The 16,324-nt window shown below is 68.5% G+C and carries 15 protein-coding genes and 1 other RNA gene; 12 read left to right on the top strand and 4 right to left on the bottom strand.

Features of this window, described 5'->3' with window-relative positions; all coding sequences use genetic code 11:
- Nucleotides 1-162: 162 nt before the first annotated feature.
- Nucleotides 163-1,356 (top strand): phosphoglycerate kinase, encoded by a 1,194-nt coding sequence (locus D3877_RS08990; RefSeq protein WP_119830277.1) that lies wholly within the window; start codon nt 163-165, stop codon nt 1,354-1,356.
- Between the two features lie 56 nt (nt 1,357-1,412).
- On the opposite strand, the gene D3877_RS08995 is transcribed toward D3877_RS08990, so the two are convergent.
- The gene (locus D3877_RS08995; RefSeq protein ID WP_199720729.1) at nt 1,413-2,228 is read right to left on the bottom strand and encodes an SDR family NAD(P)-dependent oxidoreductase; all 816 of its coding nucleotides are present in this window, start codon (nt 2,226-2,228) and stop codon (nt 1,413-1,415) included.
- Between the two features lie 107 nt (nt 2,229-2,335).
- Here D3877_RS08995 and D3877_RS09000 point away from each other — a divergent pair, with 107 nt between their 5' ends.
- On the top strand, nt 2,336-3,217 hold the full coding sequence (locus tag D3877_RS09000; protein ID WP_119830279.1) for a LysR family transcriptional regulator: 882 nt from the start codon (nt 2,336-2,338) through the stop codon (nt 3,215-3,217).
- Nucleotides 3,218-3,235: 18 nt separating this feature from the next.
- Here the strand turns inward: D3877_RS09000 and D3877_RS09005 are convergent, their stop codons facing one another.
- Nucleotides 3,236-4,495, bottom strand: a complete 1,260-nt coding sequence (locus tag D3877_RS09005; protein WP_119830280.1) for an MFS transporter — start codon at nt 4,493-4,495, stop codon at nt 3,236-3,238.
- Between the two features lie 111 nt (nt 4,496-4,606).
- Here D3877_RS09005 and D3877_RS09010 point away from each other — a divergent pair, with 111 nt between their 5' ends.
- The 6 genes from D3877_RS09010 (at nt 4,607) to D3877_RS09035 (ending at nt 11,249) form a co-directional block, all read left to right on the top strand.
- A complete protein-coding gene (locus D3877_RS09010) occupies nt 4,607-5,446 on the top strand; it encodes an AraC family transcriptional regulator (protein WP_119830885.1) in 840 nt (279 codons plus the stop codon).
- Between the two features lie 8 nt (nt 5,447-5,454).
- Nucleotides 5,455-5,552, top strand: an RNA gene (gene ffs / locus D3877_RS09015) — signal recognition particle sRNA small type.
- A gap of 135 nt (nt 5,553-5,687) precedes the next feature.
- Complete coding sequence (locus D3877_RS09020; RefSeq protein WP_119830281.1) at nt 5,688-7,580, top strand: DNA polymerase III subunit gamma/tau; 1,893 nt, start codon at nt 5,688-5,690, stop codon at nt 7,578-7,580.
- Entirely contained in the window at nt 7,577-7,900 is a 324-nt protein-coding gene (locus D3877_RS09025; protein ID WP_119830282.1) for a YbaB/EbfC family nucleoid-associated protein, read from the top strand. Before D3877_RS09020 ends, D3877_RS09025 begins: the two co-directional genes overlap by 4 nt.
- A 205-nt stretch (nt 7,901-8,105) precedes the next feature.
- On the top strand, nt 8,106-8,699 hold the full coding sequence (recR, locus tag D3877_RS09030) for a recombination mediator RecR (RefSeq protein WP_119830886.1): 594 nt from the start codon (nt 8,106-8,108) through the stop codon (nt 8,697-8,699).
- A 312-nt stretch (nt 8,700-9,011) separates the two neighbouring features.
- Complete coding sequence (locus D3877_RS09035; protein WP_119830283.1) at nt 9,012-11,249, top strand: phytoene desaturase family protein; 2,238 nt, start codon at nt 9,012-9,014, stop codon at nt 11,247-11,249.
- A 79-nt stretch (nt 11,250-11,328) separates the two neighbouring features.
- Here the strand turns inward: D3877_RS09035 and D3877_RS09040 are convergent, their stop codons facing one another.
- The gene (locus tag D3877_RS09040) at nt 11,329-11,868 is read right to left on the bottom strand and encodes a c-type cytochrome (protein ID WP_119830284.1); all 540 of its coding nucleotides are present in this window, start codon (nt 11,866-11,868) and stop codon (nt 11,329-11,331) included.
- A 269-nt stretch (nt 11,869-12,137) separates the two neighbouring features.
- On the opposite strand from D3877_RS09040, the gene D3877_RS09045 reads away from it, so the two are divergent.
- The 3 genes from D3877_RS09045 (at nt 12,138) to D3877_RS09055 (ending at nt 14,336) form a co-directional block, all read left to right on the top strand.
- Nucleotides 12,138-12,908, top strand: coding sequence for a 3-deoxy-manno-octulosonate cytidylyltransferase (locus tag D3877_RS09045; protein WP_119830285.1), 771 nt, complete (start codon nt 12,138-12,140; stop codon nt 12,906-12,908).
- A gap of 22 nt (nt 12,909-12,930) precedes the next feature.
- On the top strand, nt 12,931-13,797 hold the full coding sequence (locus tag D3877_RS09050) for a prephenate dehydratase (protein ID WP_119830286.1): 867 nt from the start codon (nt 12,931-12,933) through the stop codon (nt 13,795-13,797).
- Nucleotides 13,798-14,030: 233 nt separating this feature from the next.
- Complete coding sequence (locus D3877_RS09055) at nt 14,031-14,336, top strand: hypothetical protein (RefSeq protein WP_119830887.1); 306 nt, start codon at nt 14,031-14,033, stop codon at nt 14,334-14,336.
- Nucleotides 14,337-14,483: 147 nt separating this feature from the next.
- Here D3877_RS09055 and nudC read toward each other — a convergent pair whose 3' ends face one another.
- Entirely contained in the window at nt 14,484-15,407 is a 924-nt protein-coding gene (gene nudC, locus D3877_RS09060) for an NAD(+) diphosphatase (protein ID WP_119830888.1), read from the bottom strand.
- Between the two features lie 126 nt (nt 15,408-15,533).
- On the opposite strand from nudC, the gene hisN reads away from it, so the two are divergent.
- The gene (gene hisN, locus D3877_RS09065) at nt 15,534-16,316 is read left to right on the top strand and encodes a histidinol-phosphatase (protein ID WP_119830287.1); all 783 of its coding nucleotides are present in this window, start codon (nt 15,534-15,536) and stop codon (nt 16,314-16,316) included.
- Nucleotides 16,317-16,324 lie beyond the last annotated feature (8 nt).

Below are 16,324 nucleotides of genomic sequence, written 5' to 3' on the forward strand. Positions count from 1 at the left end.
CCGGGCGATTGTTCCCACGCAACCCGCGCCACTGACTTTTCACCCCCGGCTGCGGCGAATTCCGCCGCTGCGGGCGGTTGCAAAGCGTGGTCCGCTGTGCTTGGCTGCGCCGAAATTTTCACGCCCGGCCATACCCTGGCCACAAATTGGGAACGCACGGCAATGACCGATTTCAACACGATCGACGACATCGAGGTCAACGGCAAGACGGTGCTGGTGCGCGCCGATCTGAACGTGCCGATGCAGGACGGCAAGGTGTCGGACACCACCCGCATCGACCGTCTGGCCCCGACCCTGAAAGAGCTGTCGCTGAAGGGCGCCAAGGTCGTCGTTCTGTCGCATTTCGGTCGCCCGAAGAACGGCCCGGACGCCAAGAACTCGCTGCGCCATGTGCTGGACGCGCTGAGCGCCGCCGTCGGCCAGAAAGTCGCCTTCGCCGAGGATTGCGTCGGCCAGCCCGCCAAGGACGCCATCGCCAAGGTGCATGAGGGCGCCATCGTTCTGCTGGAAAACACCCGCTTCCACGCCGAAGAGGAAAAGAACGATCCGGCCTTCGCCGCGCAACTGGCCGAACTGGGCGACGTCTACGTCAACGACGCCTTTTCCGCCGCCCACCGCGCCCACGCCTCGACCGAGGGCGTCGCCCGCCTGCTGCCCAACGCCGCCGGGCGTCTGATGGAGGCTGAACTCAAGGCGCTGACCCTGGCGTTGGAAAAGCCGGAGCGTCCGGTCGCCGCCGTCGTCGGCGGGGCGAAGATTTCGACCAAGCTCGACCTGCTCGGCAACATGGTCCGCAAGGTGGACATGCTGGCGCTGGGCGGCGGCATGGCCAACACCTTCCTGTTCGCGCAGGGCGTCGATGTCGGGGCCAGCCTGTGCGAAAAGGAGATGGCCGACCAAGCCCGCGCCATCATGGCGACGGCCAAAGAGGCCAATTGCGACATCCTGCTGCCGACCGATTTCGTCGTCGCCAAGGAATTCAAGGCGGGCGCCGCCAACCACGTGGTTCCGGCCAACGGCATCGGCGCCGATGAAATGGCCCTGGACGTCGGCCCGGCGACCGTCGCCTTCCTGGCGGACAAGCTGAAGGCCGCCAAGACCATCGTGTGGAACGGCCCGCTCGGCGCCTTTGAAATCGCCCCGTTCGACGCCGGAACCAACGCCGTCGCCAAGATCGTCGCCGACCGCACCGAAGCGGGCGGCCTGCTGTCGGTGGCGGGCGGCGGCGACACCGTCGCCGCGCTGGCCCACGCCGGGGCCGAGGACAAATTCACCTATGTGTCCGCCGCCGGCGGCGCCTTCCTGGAATGGCTGGAAGGCAAGGAACTGCCGGGCGTCGCCGCTCTGGCGAAGTAAAAGCGTCCACACGCTTGCGCGGTGGCGGGAAACACCCCGCCACCGCGCAAGTCCGCTCAACGGGCGGTGTAAGCGCCATCCACCAGCATTGGCTGGCCGTTGACGAAGCTGGACGCGTCGCTCAACAGGAAACACGTCATCGCGGCGATTTCGTCCGGGGTTCCCCACCGTCCAGCGGGTGAATCGGCGACGTAAGCCAGTTTGTCCTCCCGCGTCGCGAAAAGTTGATCCGACATCGCGGTGTCGACAAACCCGGGGCACACCGCGTTGACGCGAATTCCGTCCTTGCCCAACTCCAGGGCGGCGCTGCGCGTCAACCCGACCACCGCGTGTTTGCTGGCTGTGTAGGCCGCGACGTTGGCGAAGCCGACCACCCCGGCCATCGAGGCGTTGAAGACCAGCGCGCCGCCACCGCTCGCCCGAATCGCTGGAACCTGATGGCGCAAGCAATGGAAAGCGCCCCGCACATTCACATCGAAAATCGCGTCGTAAACGTCATCGCCCATTTGATCGACCGGCCCGGCGGCGCCCAAGGCGCCCGCGTTGTTGAAGGCTCCATCCAGCCGACCGAAGGCGTCAAGCGTCGCCGCGACCAACCGCGCCACGTCACGATCCTGCGCGACATCGGTCGCAACCACCATTCCCTCTCCACCCGTCGTCTGAATGTCCGCGAGCAACGCCGCGCAGGCGTCGGCGCGCCGCGCCGCCAGCGCGACGCGGGCGCCCTGAGCGGCCAGAAGACGGGCGGTCGCCGCGCCGATTCCGGAGGACGCGCCGGTGACAATGAAGACCTTGCCCGCCAGATCGGGATAACGCGCGCCGCTCGTCGCCATCCTGTTCGTCGTCCTGTTCGCCATCGTGTTCGTCGTCATGATGCGGATCGCCCTTGCTGAAGCCGTGAAGATGGGGCCAGCATGATTGCCAATTATTTTTGCTGAAACGGTCGTCTGATTGCTTCACTCCAAAGCCAGAGTGTGGAATGAGCCAGTTTGAGAGCATGACGGTGTTCACCCGCGTGGTGGAGGCGGGAAGCTTCGCCGCCGCCGCCAAAACGCTGACCCTGTCGCCAACGATGATCGCGAACCACATCCGCAAGCTGGAGGAGGAGCTTGGCGTCCGGTTGCTGAACCGCACCACCCGGCGGCAGAGCCTGACCGAAGCCGGAATCCTCTACCTCGCCCATTGCCAGAGCATCCTGTCGCAGGTGGCCGAGGTTCGCGCGGAATTGCTGGCCCAACGCTCCGAACCGCGCGGCCGCCTGCGGGTGTCGGCGCCGGTGTCCTTCGGGGTTGAACGGTTGATCCCCGCGATGGCCGATTTTCTCGCCGCGTTTCCCGGCGTCGATCTGGCTTTGGATCTCAACGATCGGGCGGTCGATTTGGTGGATGACGGGTATGAGGCGCTGATCCGCATCGGCCCCTTGAGCGACTCCCGCCTGATCGCCCGCCCGCTTGCGCCCTACCGGATGATGGTCGCGGCCTCTCCGGCCTATCTGGCGCGGATGGGAAGCCCGTCGGCGCCCGACGACCTCGCCCACCACACCTGTCTGGCCTTTCGTTATTCGGCGAAGTCCAAATGGCGTTTCACGGGCGAGGACGGCCCGGTCAGCGTCGCCATTCATCCCCGGCTTGAGGTCAACAGCGGCCCTGGCCTGCGCGCCGCCGCCCTGGCTGGAATCGGCGTCGTCCTTCAACCCGAAGCGCTGTTGGCCAACGACGTCGCCGCCGGGCGTTTGATCGCTTTGTTCCCCGACCATGAACTGCCAAGCCGTCCGATGAATCTCTTGTTCCAGAAGGACCGCCGCATGTCGGCCAAGCTGCGCAGCTTCATCGACTTCACCGTGGAGCGGTTTGGCCCGTGAGCGTGCGTGTCCGCGCGCTCACTCCGCCGCGACCGGCGACGCGCCCGCCACCTCGTCGGGCCGGTGCGGGAAGGCCAGAGACGACAGGAAGATCGCGCCGCCCAAGCCCGCCAGCGCCAGCATCACCGTGGTGAAGCCGCCCGGCGCCGCGCCGACGCCCTGGTCGTGCAGCACCGCCACCAACGGCACCGCCACCGCGCTCGCCGCGAAGGAAATCAGATAGCGGATGGCGTAGGCCCGCGAGCGCCAGGCGTCGTCGGTGTATTTGGCGACCATGGTGTCGTTGATCGTCACTTGACCGAAGATCGCGAACATCATCACCGTCGCCACCGCCACCAACTCCCAGCCGGTGGCGAAGCCCGCCAAAATCAGGCAGGGCGCCTGCAAAAAGGACAGCGGCATGAAGATCGCGCGCAGCGTGCAGCGGTCCAGCAGCCGCCCGACGATCAATTGCGAGGTCGCGCCGATCACGTAAACCGCGCTGACCAGCGCGCCAATTCCCAGCGGGGTTTGCGCCAACAGGCTCAAGCGCTCGTCAAACAGCTTGGGCAGGGCCAGCGTCGCCGCGTTGAACACCACGCCACCCGCCACCGTCGTCACCGCCAGAACGGCGAAGGCTCGCAGCACCACCGCGCGCGGCAAGCGCCCAGCGCCGCGCGACGCCGCCTTGACCGGGGCCGGGCTGTCGGGAACCAGCGCCAGAAAGGCGACGCCCAGCGCCATGGTCAGCGCCCCCGGCACAATGAAGGCGGCGCGCCAGCCAAACCATTGCGTCAAGCCGCCGGTGGCCAGCGCCGCGACGGCGATGCCCAGATTGCCCCAGACCCCGTTGACGCCAATCGCCCGCCCCATCTGTCCGCCAAGCGCGTTGGCGTGGGCGGTCAGCATCGCCGTGCCGACCGGGTGATAAATCGCCCCGAACAGCCCCGTCACCGCCAGCCCGACCGCCAACAGCGCGGGCGACGGAGCCAAGCCGGTCAACGCCGCCGACGCGCCCATGCCAAGGAAAAAGACCGCCATCATGTTGCGGCGGCTCCAGCGGTCGCCCAGCCAACCCGCTGGAATCGACCCCGCGCCAAAGGCGATGAAGCCGCCGAGCGACAGGCCGAGAAGCTCGCCAAAGCCCAAACCGAAACGGTCCCCGATGCCCAACACAGCGGTGGGAAAAACCAGCATCAGCAGATGATCGACGAAATGCCCGGCGTTGATGAAGGCGATGACCCGGCGGGACTCCGCCGGGCTTGGCGATTGGGCCGGGCTTGGCGATGGAGACGGCATGATCCTTGTTCCTGACCATTGATGGAAGGTCTGGACAGGTTAGCCGCGTCCTCTACGATGCGTCCGGTCAAGTTTCATCGCAAAACGGACACGCCGCTCAACGGATTTTCCATGCGCATCACCAGCCCCGGCCTTCCCCGCTTCGATCCCTACCCGCAACCGATTTTGGCCCTGTCGCGCGACTACCCGCCGGGATCGGTGGTCGATCCGCACCGGCACAGCCGGGCGCAATTGCTGTTCGCCACCAGCGGCGCCATGCGGGTGACGACCGGCGGCGGGGCCTGGATCGTGCCGCCGCTGCGCGCGGTGTGGATCCCGGCGGGGGTGGAGCATGGTTGGCTGGTGACGGGGTTGGTGCGGCTGCGCACCCTGTTCATCGACCCCGCCGCCGCCCCCTTCATGCCCGCCGCCGATTGCCGGGTGGTCGAGGTGTCGGACCTGCTGCGCGCCCTGATTTTGGCGGCGATGGAGATCCCGGCGGACGCCCCGCCCGCCCCACGGGCCGGGCTGATCGGCGCGCTGGCGCTCGACGAGTTGGCCCGCGCGCCCGAGGCGCCCTTGCGCCTGCCGATGCCCCAGGATCCGCGCCTGCGCCGCTTGTGCCAATCCCTGCTTGACCAGCCCGCCCGCGCCGACACGCTGGAATCCTGGGCCGATCAAGCCGGGGCCAGCGGCAAAACCATCGCCCGGCTGTTCCTGAAGGAAACCGGCCTGACCTTTGGCGCGTGGCGGCAACAGGCCCGGCTGGCCGAAGCCGTCGCCCAACTGGCGCTGGGCCGCCCGATTTCCGAGGTGGCCCGCGCGGCGGGCTATGACAGCGCCAGCGCCTTCACCGCCATGTTCCGCCGCGCGCTCGGGGCCAGCCCGCGCGCCTATCTGGGGGGTGGAGCCGCGCCCGTGGAAACCGCGCCAACGAAATCACCTTGCATCCCGGCAACAGAATCGCCATAAAAGCGGCGGGAGACTGGCGTCGGACGAGTCCCTCGCCAACCCGGTCAGGTCCGGAAGGAAGCAGCCGCAACGAGTTACGGCTCGGGTCGTTCGTCCAGTCTCCCACCTCATACCCAAAAAGACCGTTTGCAAACGCGAACGACGACGCACAGAAACGGCGACAGCGCGGCGCCGGGACGCTATTCTGCGGCCCGTTGATGAAAAGCCGATCCACCCCCTGCCGCCGAAACGGGCCTGCCGCGTGACCGACACCGCCGCCGCAACCACCGCCGCTTCCCCGCACCCGCCCGCGTCCGCCGGGCTGGCCTATCGGGTGCTGGCGCGCAAATACCGCCCGAAAAACTTCGACGAGCTGATCGGCCAGGACGCGCTGGTCCGCACCCTGACCAACGCCATCCATTCCGGGCGCATCGCCCAGGCCTTCATGCTGACCGGGGTGCGCGGCGTCGGCAAGACCACCACCGCCCGCATCATCGCCCGCGCGTTGAACTGCACCGGCCCGGACGGGACCGGCGGGCCGACGGTCAACCCCTGCGGCGTTTGCGACAATTGCCGCGCCATCGCCGAAGACCGCCATGTCGATGTGATGGAGATGGACGCCGCCAGCCACACCGGCGTGGACGACATCCGCGAGATCATCGACGGCGTGCGCTATTCCCCGGTGTCGGCGCGCTACAAGCTCTACATCATCGACGAAGTGCACATGCTGTCGAAGAACGCGTTCAACGCGCTTCTGAAGACGCTGGAAGAGCCGCCCAGCCATGTGAAGTTCGTCTTCGCCACCACCGAAATCCGCAAGGTTCCGGTGACGGTGCTGTCGCGCTGCCAGCGTTTCGACCTGCGCCGCGTCGACGCCCAGGTGTTGAAGGATCATTTCACCCGCATCACCGCCCAGGAAGGCGCGGAGATCGAGGCGGACGCCGCCGCCCTGGTGGCGCGCGCCGCCGACGGGTCGGTGCGCGACGGGCTGTCGCTGCTCGATCAGGCCATCGCGCTCGCCAACGGGCTGGTCACGGCGCAGCAGGTCCGCGACATGCTGGGGTTGGCCGACCGCACTCGCGTCATCGACCTGTTCGACGCCGCCGTCTCCGCCCGGCCCGCCGAGGCGATGGACATCCTGTCCGACCTGCACCGCGTCGGGGCCGATCCGCTGGTGATCCTTCAGGATCTGCTCGACCTCGTCCACAATCTGACGCGGTTGAAGGTGGTGCCGGACACCGCCAACGACCCGTCCCTGCCGGAGGCCGAACGGACGCGCGGCGGCGCGTTGTCGGCCAAGCTCGGCATGCCCGCCTTGACCCGCGCCTGGCAGCTTCTGCTGAAGGGCTTGGGCGAGGTGCAGATCGCCCCGTCGCCGCAGCAGGCGTTGGAGATGGTCATCGTCCGCCTGTCCTACGCCGCCGACCTGCCGACGCCGGGCGAGTTGATCCGCCAGTTCCAGGCCCAGCAAAACGCCAACGGCGGCGCGCCCACGCGCGGCCCCGGCGGCGGGGGCGGCCCGGTCGCCGTCCTGACCAGCGCGATGAGCGGCGGCGGCTCCGCCCACGCCGTCGCCCGCAGCGTCGAACAGCCGCAAGCCCAAAGCCTGCCCGCGCAAGCCGCCCCGGCGGCGCTCGCCCCGGTTCCGGTTCCGGCGGGTGAAGAGCTGTCGCCAATGCCGCGCGATTTCCGCGCGCTGGCCCAGCTTTTCTCCGAACGGCGCGAGGGCGCGCTCTATGGCTATCTGGTCAACGCCGTTCAACTGGTGCGGCTGGAGCCGGGGCGGCTGGAGCTGAAGCTCAAGCCGTCGGCCCCGACCAACCTGCCCTTCAAGGTCGGGCAGTTCCTGACCGAATGGACCGGCCAGCGCTGGATCGTCGCCCTGTCCGACGGCCCGGCCCAGCCAAGCCTGAGCGACCAGGACGAAGCCGACAAACGCCGCGCCCGCGCCGACGCCGAGGCCAACCCGGTGGTGCGCGCCATTCTCGACGCCTTCCAGGGGGCCGAGATCATCGACATCCGCGACCTCGCCGCCATCGCCGCCGCCGAAAGCGGCGCGCTTGCCGACGACGGCGAATCGCCCGATTTCATGGTTCAGCAGCAAGACGACGGGGTCTATTACCCGCTCGATGACGAAGGAGAGTATGACCGATGAAAAATATCGGCAACATGATGAAGCAGGCCCAGCAGATGCAGGCCAAGATGCAGGAAATGCAGGCCGGTCTGGACGACGTCGAAAAGACCGGGCAGAGCGGGGCCGGCATGGTCACGGTCACGGTGAACGGCAAGGGCGAGATGAAAAAGATCAAGCTCGACAAGTCCATCGTCGATCCCGAAGAGACCGAGGTCTTGGAGGATCTGATCCAGGCCGCCTTCAACGACGCCAAGAAGAAGGTGGAGGCGCACGTCGCCGAAGAAACCGCCAAGCTGATGGGCGGCCTGAAGCTGCCCCCCGGCATCAAGCTGCCGTTCTGAGTCGCAAATCCGCACCATCCCCTCTCCCCCCTGGGGAGAGGGTTAGGGTGAGGGGGATCCAACCCGACCCGCGTCGGGATTGGCGACGTCCCTCACCCGGCGCCTGTGGCGCCACCCTCTCCCCGAGGGAGAGGGTCTGCCCCCTCACCCGACCGGCGCAGCCGGTCGACCTCTCCCCAGGGGGGAGAGGCGGATGCGCGCCCCCATGATCGGATCTGAAATCGAACGTCTGATTCAGTTGCTGTCGAAGCTGCCGGGGCTGGGGCCACGGTCGGCGCGGCGGGCGGCGCTGCATCTGATAAAGCGGCGGGACAGCCTGCTGGTTCCCCTGTCCGAAGCGATGGCGCTGGCGGGCGAATCGGTGCGCGCCTGTTCGGTCTGCGGCAACCTCGACAGCCGCGACCCCTGCGCCGTCTGCGCCGACCACAGCCGCGACCGCAGCATCATCTGCGTGGTCGAAGACGCCGGGGATCTGTGGGCGCTGGAGCGCACCCGCGCCTTTCGCGGCACCTATCATGTGTTGGGCGGCTTGCTGTCGGCCTTGCAGGGCGTCGGCCCCGACGATCTGAATCTCGACAGTCTGGCGACCCGCGCCGCCGACCCGGCGGTGCGCGAGGTGATCCTCGCCCTCAACGCCACGGTGGACGGCCAGACCACCGCCCATGTCGTCACCGACCGGCTGGCCGAGGCCGACGTGTCGGTGTCGCGTCTGGCCCACGGCGTGCCCATCGGCGGCGAGTTGGACTATCTGGACGACGGCACCCTGACCGCCGCCCTGCGCGCGCGCCGTCCGCTGTAGGCGATACGAGAAACGCTTTTTCCCCCTCCCTAACCCTCCCCCGCGTTGCGGGAGAGGGAACTCCGCCGAACGCCGCCAAAGCTCCGGCCCCCTCTCCCGCAACGCGGGGGAGGGATGGGGTGGGGGCAAGCGCCGCCGCCACATCCCAGGCAAACCAAGGCGTTCCGCCCTGTCCGACCGTTCACGCTTCGCGAATGACCGGCCCCAACCATTCACGAAGAGCGGCGGCGCGTTCGCGGAACTTGGCTCGCGTCGGCGCTTTCGCCTCGGCACCGTCGCCTCGCGATCCCAACCCGCGATGGTGTCTGTCCGATGCGTTCGTCCCGATCCTTCCTGAAAATCTCCTCCTGGAAAATTCCGCTGGCCCTGCGGCTGGTTCTGGGCTTCTCCCCTTGGATGCTGTTCGGCGCCGTCTTGCCGCTGGCCGGGCCGATGGCGGCCAGCCTCGTCGGTCTGTTCGCCAGTCTGACGCTCTGCGGAATTGACCGGCTGCGCGGCTCCTACAAGGCCCCGGAACTGGTCGCCGCCGCCTATTTCCTGACGCTGCTGGCAGCCGCCCCGTTGGGTTGGGGGTGGCCGCAGGCGCACATCGGCCTCAGCCTGCATCTGGCGCTCGCCGCCATGGCCTTCGGCAGTTTGGCGTTGGGAACGCCCTTCACCCTGCAATACGCCCGCGACGACTGGCCGCGCGCGCTGTGGGACCGTCCCGAATTCGTCGCCGTCAACCGGGCGATGACCGCGCTGTGGGGCGTTTTGTTCCTGATCGGGGCCGCCGGGTTCGGGCTGTTTCCCGATGGAGCGGCGACGTTGTCCATCAGCTCCACCCTGCTGGGCGTCCTGGCCAACCGCCATGGCCCGGGCTGGCTGATTGAACGTGGCTTGCGCCAACGGCTGGCCGAGCGGGATCCCCACCCCTGGGAACCGCCCGCGTTTCCCCCCCCGGCGGTTCACGCCAACCGCCCGACCACGGACTCAGCGGGCGACGCAGCCGACGACTCCGACGTCGTGGTGGTCGGTTCCGGCATCGGCGGGTTGACGGCGGCGGCGCTGCTGGCCAAGGCCGGCGCCCGCGTCACGGTGCTGGAGGCGCATGACCGGCCCGGCGGCTTCTGCACCTCGTGGCTGGTCAAGGCGCGCAACCGCAAGGAGCCGGGGGCGCCGCCCTTCCGCTACGTCTTCGACGCCGGGGTTCACGACGTCAGCGGCGCCCACCGCGACGGGCCGCTCGGCCATCTGCTGCGCGCGCTGGAGATTGAGGACCGCGTCGCCTGGCGCCCGGTGACGCGCGGGGCGTGGCTTGACGGTCGTTTCCGCGCCCTGCCGGACGACGCCGACGGGCTGGTCGCCATGATCGCCGCCGACCATCCCGGCAGCGCCGCCGGTCTTGCCGCCTTCATGGCCGAAATGCGGGCGATCCACGCCGATCTGTACCGGGGTTGCGGCGAACGCGGCCTGCCCAACATCCCCGACAGCGTCGCCGCCCTGCGCGCCTACGCCACCGAATCGCCGCACGCCTTCCGCTGGCAGGGCCGCCGCTTTCACGCGATGCTCGACCAGTTCATCCCCGACGCGGGCGCGCGGCGGACGCTGTCGATTCTGACCGGCTATCTCAGCGACCAACCGGACCTGCTGACCGTCACCCAGATGGCCCCAATCTTCGGCTATTGGTTCGAGGGCGGGCGCTACCCGGCGGGCGGCTCGCAAGCGCTGGCCGACGCGCTGGCCCAGTCGATCCGCGCCAACGGCGGCGAGGTGCGCCGGCGCGCGCCCGTCGCCCGCATTCTGATCGACGGGGGCCGCGCCGCCGGGGTGGAGACCGCCGATGGCCGCCGTATCCGCGCCCGCGCGGTGGTGTCCAACGCCGATGTGCGCCGCACCATGCTGGAACTGGTCGGGGCCAAGAATCTGCCCGCCGCCTACGCCGCGCGCTGCGCGGCGCTGCGCCCGTCCACCTCGGCCTTCATGGTCACGCTGGGGCTGGACATGGTTCCCGACCTGCCCGCCCTGACCTTTCTGGACGGGGAGGCGCCGCTGGCGATCGCCATTCCCTCGATCCACGACCCCAGCCTCGCGCCGGAGGGGCACGCCGCCGTCACCTTGATCCGGCTGGCTCCCGCCAACAGCCCGGACGGCACGCCGCTGTGGGACCGCTCCGCCCCCGATTACGCGGCGCGCAAGGCCGCCGAAGGCGACGCGATGATCGCCGCCGCCGCCCGCCTGATTCCCGATCTGCAACGTCGCGTCACCGTGCGCCAGGACGCCAGCGCCGCCACCTTCGCCCGCTACGCCCGCAGCAGCGGCGGAGCGATCTATGGCGTCGATCCGACGCAGGAGAGTTTCACCCGGCGCGCGCCAATCCCCGGCCTGTGTCTGGCGGGCGGCGGCGTCTTCCCCGGCCCAGGCGTGGAGGCCTGCGTCATCTCGGGCCGACTCGCGGCGGAGGCGCTGATGGGCGCCGACCGGCTGAGCCTCGCCGCCCTGGCCCGCGCACCGACGCCCACGCCGACCCGCCGCACCCCGACGCCCCAGCCCGTCGCCGCCTCGGCCTGACGCGACACGAAAAGCCCCAATGAAAAAGGCCCCGCCGTCCCATCGGACGCCGGGGCCTGTTCCGTCGCGCGGAAAGCGCTTACTTGGGCAGCGGAACCGGGCTGTCCGACAGCGAGCGCAGATAGGCGATGACGTTGGCCCGCTCCGCGTCCTTCTTCAGACCGGCGAAGGTCATCTTGGTGCCGGGGGCGTAGGCCTTCGGGTCATAGATGAACTTGTTCAGCTCATCAAAGCTCCAGGTCCCGCCGGTCTTGACCAGCGCGTCGGAATAGCCGAAGCCCGCCACGTGGCCCTTCGGACCGCCGACGACGCCGAACAGATTCGGGCCGACCTTGTTGGCGCCGCCCTTGTCGAAGCTGTGGCAGGCGGCGCAGGCCTTGGCCACGCCCTGACCGGCGGCGGCGTCCGCCGAGGCCAGCAACGGGCCGATGGCCGCCGGGCCGGCGGGCGCAGCGGCCCCCTTGTCGGCGACGGCGGCGCCCTGCGGCACGACGACGGCGTAGGCGTTCTTCTCCGACTTTTTCGGATGGACGAGCACCTCGGACGCGAAGCCGGACAACATGGCGATCAAGCCAGCCAGCAGGACGGCGCCGAAAATCTTGTTCAACTCCATGCTCATGTGAGTCTCTTAGTCCCTTGTCTCGGTTCGCTGGCCCTCGTGCCGCCGGGGGCGTTGCCGCCGCCTTCGCGTGAGGCGATTGACCGCACCATACCGTGCGCGGGCGGGCTTGTCACCGGGCGGCGCGGCCAAATCGCCACAAGCCTTGACGCCGCTCTTGGATCCATGTTTCACCCGCCCCAGATGCGCAAGCGTCGCCCCATCCCGGCATCGCGCCCCACGGTCCCCGAACCGCGCCGCCCGATGCGTTTGCCCGAAGCGAGCCGCCGATGACCGCACCCGTCTCCCCGCCGCCCAGCAACCCCATCGTGGTGATTCCGGCGCGCATGGCGTCCACCCGGCTGCCCGGAAAGCCGCTGGCCGACATTCTGGGCGTTCCGATGATCGTCCATGTCCTGCGCCGGGCGATGGAGGCGGAGATTGGCCCGGTCATCGTCGCCTGCGCGGAAAAGGAAATCGCCAAAGCGGTGGAGGCGGCGGGCGGAACCGCCGTGCTGACCCGGCCTGACCACCCATCGGGTTCCGACCGGATTTTCGAGGCGGTGAGCCTGATCGACCCCGACGGCCAATATGACGCGGTGGTGAACGTCCAGGGCGATTTGCCGACCATCGAACCCGCCGTCGTGCGCGCCGCCTTCGCCCCGCTGTCCGACCCGGCGGTGGACATCGCCACCCTGGTGGTGCCAATCACCCGGGAGGAGGAGCGGACCGACCCCAACGTGGTCAAGGCGGTGCTGGAGCTTGCCCCCTCGGCCAAGCGGGGCCGCGCGCTGTATTTCACCCGCGCCACCGCGCCGTGGGGCGAGGGGGACCTCTACCACCACATCGGGCTGTACGCGTACCGCCGGGCGGCGCTGGAACGCTACGTCCGCCTGCCGCCGTCGGTGCTGGAGCAGCGCGAGCGGTTGGAGCAGCTTCGCGCGCTGGCCTTCGGCCTGCGGATCGACGCGGCGGTCGTTGACGCGGTGCCACTTGGCGTTGATACTCCCGCCGACCTGGAGCGCGCCCGCACGTTGCTGGCCCGCCGCTTCTCCCTGTAACACCCGCCAGCGAGCCGGTTCCATGTCGAACGCCAACGTCATCGCCTTTCAGGGATACCCTGGGGCCTATTCCGATCTGGCTTGCCGCAACGCCCGCCCGACCATGGCGACGCTGCCCTGCCCGACGTTCGACGCCGCTTTCGCCGCCGTGCGCGACGGCCAGGCCTCGCTGGCGATGATCCCGGTGGAAAACTCCATCGCCGGACGGGTCGCCGACAACCATCATCTGCTGCCCGAAGGCGGCCTGCACATCATTGGCGAGCATTTCCAGCGCGTGAACCACATGCTGCTGGCGCCCAAGGGGGCGACGCTCGACAGCATCAAGACGGTGCGCAGCCACATCCAGGCGCTGTCACAATGCCAAATGATGACGCGCGCGCTGGGGCTGGAGGCGATCAACCACGCCGACACCGCCGGGGCCGCGCGGGAAATCGCCGAGTTGAACGACCCGCGACACGCCGCCATCGCATCCTCGCTCGCCGCCGAGATCTACCACCTCGACATCCTGAAAAGCGGGATCGAGGACGCCGACCACAACACCACCCGCTTCCTGATTCTGGCGCGAGAGCCGAAACAGCCCGCTCTGGGGTCCTGCAAGACAATCACCACCTTCGTCTTCAGCGTGCGCAGCGTTCCGGCGGCGCTGTACAAGGCGCTGGGCGGCTTCGCCACCAACGGCGTCAACATGACCAAGCTGGAAAGCTACATGGTCGGCGGCCGCTTCACCCAGACCCAGTTCTACGCCGACGTCGAGGGCCATCCCGACGAGCGGCCCCTGAAGCTGGCCCTGGAGGAGCTGGATTTCTTCGCGCGCGAGGTGAAGATCCTCGGCGTCTATCCGGCCAACCCGTTCCGCTATCAGGAAAGCCAGTTGATCGGCGAGGATTGAGGCAGGCCCCCTGCTGCAACGCAACAGAACCGTGCGCGGACGCCGTGATCTTCGCGGCATTCCGTCGCATGGCTGTGACTTAGCAACCGGGATCCCGCCCACCCCATGGGCAAGACCGGCAAAAATTGCTATATGAAAGAGACAAGAAAAAAGTTGGACGTTGACCGACACCACGGCGGCTGACGGGTGAAGCACCCCGCCGACGGCCATGGCGCCCTAGGATGGAGGTTGCCATGCTCACCATGCTCGATTGTCTGGGAATCGCGAATCTCGACGCGGAAGAAGTGACCCAGATCGCCAAACACGAACATCTGCCCTTCATGACCGCGCTGGAAAAAGGCGCGAGCCTGTTGGACCACCCCTGGGGCGACGCCGCCGTGCGTCAGATGGTGTGGGACAATCTGTGCGACGCCAACCAGCATCGCCCGGCCAAGGTGCAGGATCTGATGATGCTGTATCACGAGGCCTGCGAGCGTCACCCCAACAGCTTCGACCGCCGCGCGCCCGCCCGCGCCGCGCCGTTGCAGAATGGGCGCTGACGATGCGCAATGACGACGACGTCAGCAGCCTGAAATCCGACATGAATCTCATGAAATGGATGCTCGGCTTCGTGCTGGCCTTTCAGATCGGCATCTTCGCAAAGCTGTTCATTCACTGAAAACCCAAACGGAAGGGCGATGCGGTCCTCACCCTTCCGCGATCCACTCGCGGATCAAGCGGTGCGCGATGGAATCGCGGCGGGCCAGACGGAAATCGTCGCTGGGCGTGTGATCGCGCAGGTACGCGCGGTCGAACCAGCGGGCGCTTTCCAACTCGTCCTGGTCCGTCGCAATGTCGAAGCTGGTCGCCCGCGCGGTGAAGCCCAGCATCAGCGATGACGGGAAGGGCCAGGGCTGCGCCGAACGGTAACGGACGTCGGTGACGGTCAAGCCCACCTCTTCCAGCACCTCGCGCGCGACCGCCTCCTCCAGGCTTTCGCCCGGCTCGACGAATCCGGCGAGCACCGAATGAACGCCGGGCGGAAATTGCTTTTGCCGCCCCAACACCATCCGATCAGCCCCGTCATGCACCAGCATGATGACCGCCGGATCGGTGCGCGGAAAATGGTGGGTGGCGCAAGCCGGATCGGTGCAGACGCGAACATGCCCGGCCTCGGCGCTCGCCGCCGGGGCGCCGCAGACGCCGCAAAAGCGGTGCCGGGCGTTCCACCACGCCATGCCACGGGCGTAGGCGCAGAACGCGGCCTCCCCCTCCGGCATCAGCGGGCCGACGGCGCGCAAATCCTCAAACCGGCCCAATCCGGCGAGCGGCGGCAGCGATTCCGGCGATTCCTCGCCGGGAAGATCGATGGCGAAGATCGCCGCGCCCGCCTGCTCCCCCTCAGTCAACAAGCCCAGGAAAATCGGCACGGCATCCAACCCGGGATCAACCGGAACAAGCACCGCGCGGACCGCGTCCGCCGGGCCGGTGACGAAGCTGCGGGATCGCCAGACCGGCAACAGGCGCGTCGATGGAGCGCGCCAAGCCTCCTTCAGCCAGTCTTCGTTCTTGCGGCGGTGCGCGGCGCGGTCGAGCGGCACGCCCGCATAGACATTGGGTCGGTCGGACATGCCGCGCAGGCTGCCACAACCCCGCCGCGCCGGAAAGGGGGCGCGACGCGCTTTCGGGTTTGCGCCCGTCATCGACACCGTTAGGATGCCGCCAACCCCGCATTCGCCGACCAGAAGGACCCCCCGATGACCGAGACCTGCCCCGCCCATCTGGTGGCGCTTGCCCAACGGTTGGCCGACTCCAGCGCCAGCGTGATCCGCCGTTACTTCCGCACCGCCGTGGCGGTGGACGACAAGGCCGATCACTCCCCCGTCACCATCGCCGACCGCGAGGCCGAGCGCATCATCCGCACGATCATCGAATCGCAGCGCCCCGACGACGGCATTTTCGGCGAGGAGTTCGGCACGAAGAATCTCGACGCCGAATGGGTGTGGGTGATCGACCCCATCGACGGCACCAAATCCTTCATCGCCGGGCGCCCGATCTTCGGCACCCTGATCGCCCTGCTGCACAAGGGAACCCCCGTCCTGGGCGTCATCGACCAGCCGATCATCGGCGACCGTTGGGTCGGCGTGACGGGCCGCCCGACCACCCACAACGGCCAGCCCGCCCGCGTCCGCCCCTGCCCCGGCGGCGTCAAGGCGGCGATGTTCGGCACCACCTCCCCCGATCTGTTCCCCGGCAGCGATTACGACGCTTACCGGCGAGTCGTTTCGCAGGTGAAGGTGTCGGCCTATGGCGGCGATTGTTACACCTACGGTCTGCTCGCCTCGGGCTATTACGATCTGGTCGTGGAATCGGGGTTGAAGCTGTACGACTTCGCCGCCCTGGTCCCCGTCGTCATCGGGGCGGGTGGGCTGATGACCGATTGGGAGGGCGCGCCGCTGAACGCCAACTCGACCGGCCGGGTGATCGCCGCTGGCGACGCCGTCACCCACCGCGAGGCGCTGGCCGCGCTGGCCGGTTGACCGGCTCA

The sequence above is a fragment of the Azospirillum cavernae genome, from assembly GCF_003590795.1.
GTDB lineage: Bacteria > Pseudomonadota > Alphaproteobacteria > Azospirillales > Azospirillaceae > Azospirillum > Azospirillum cavernae.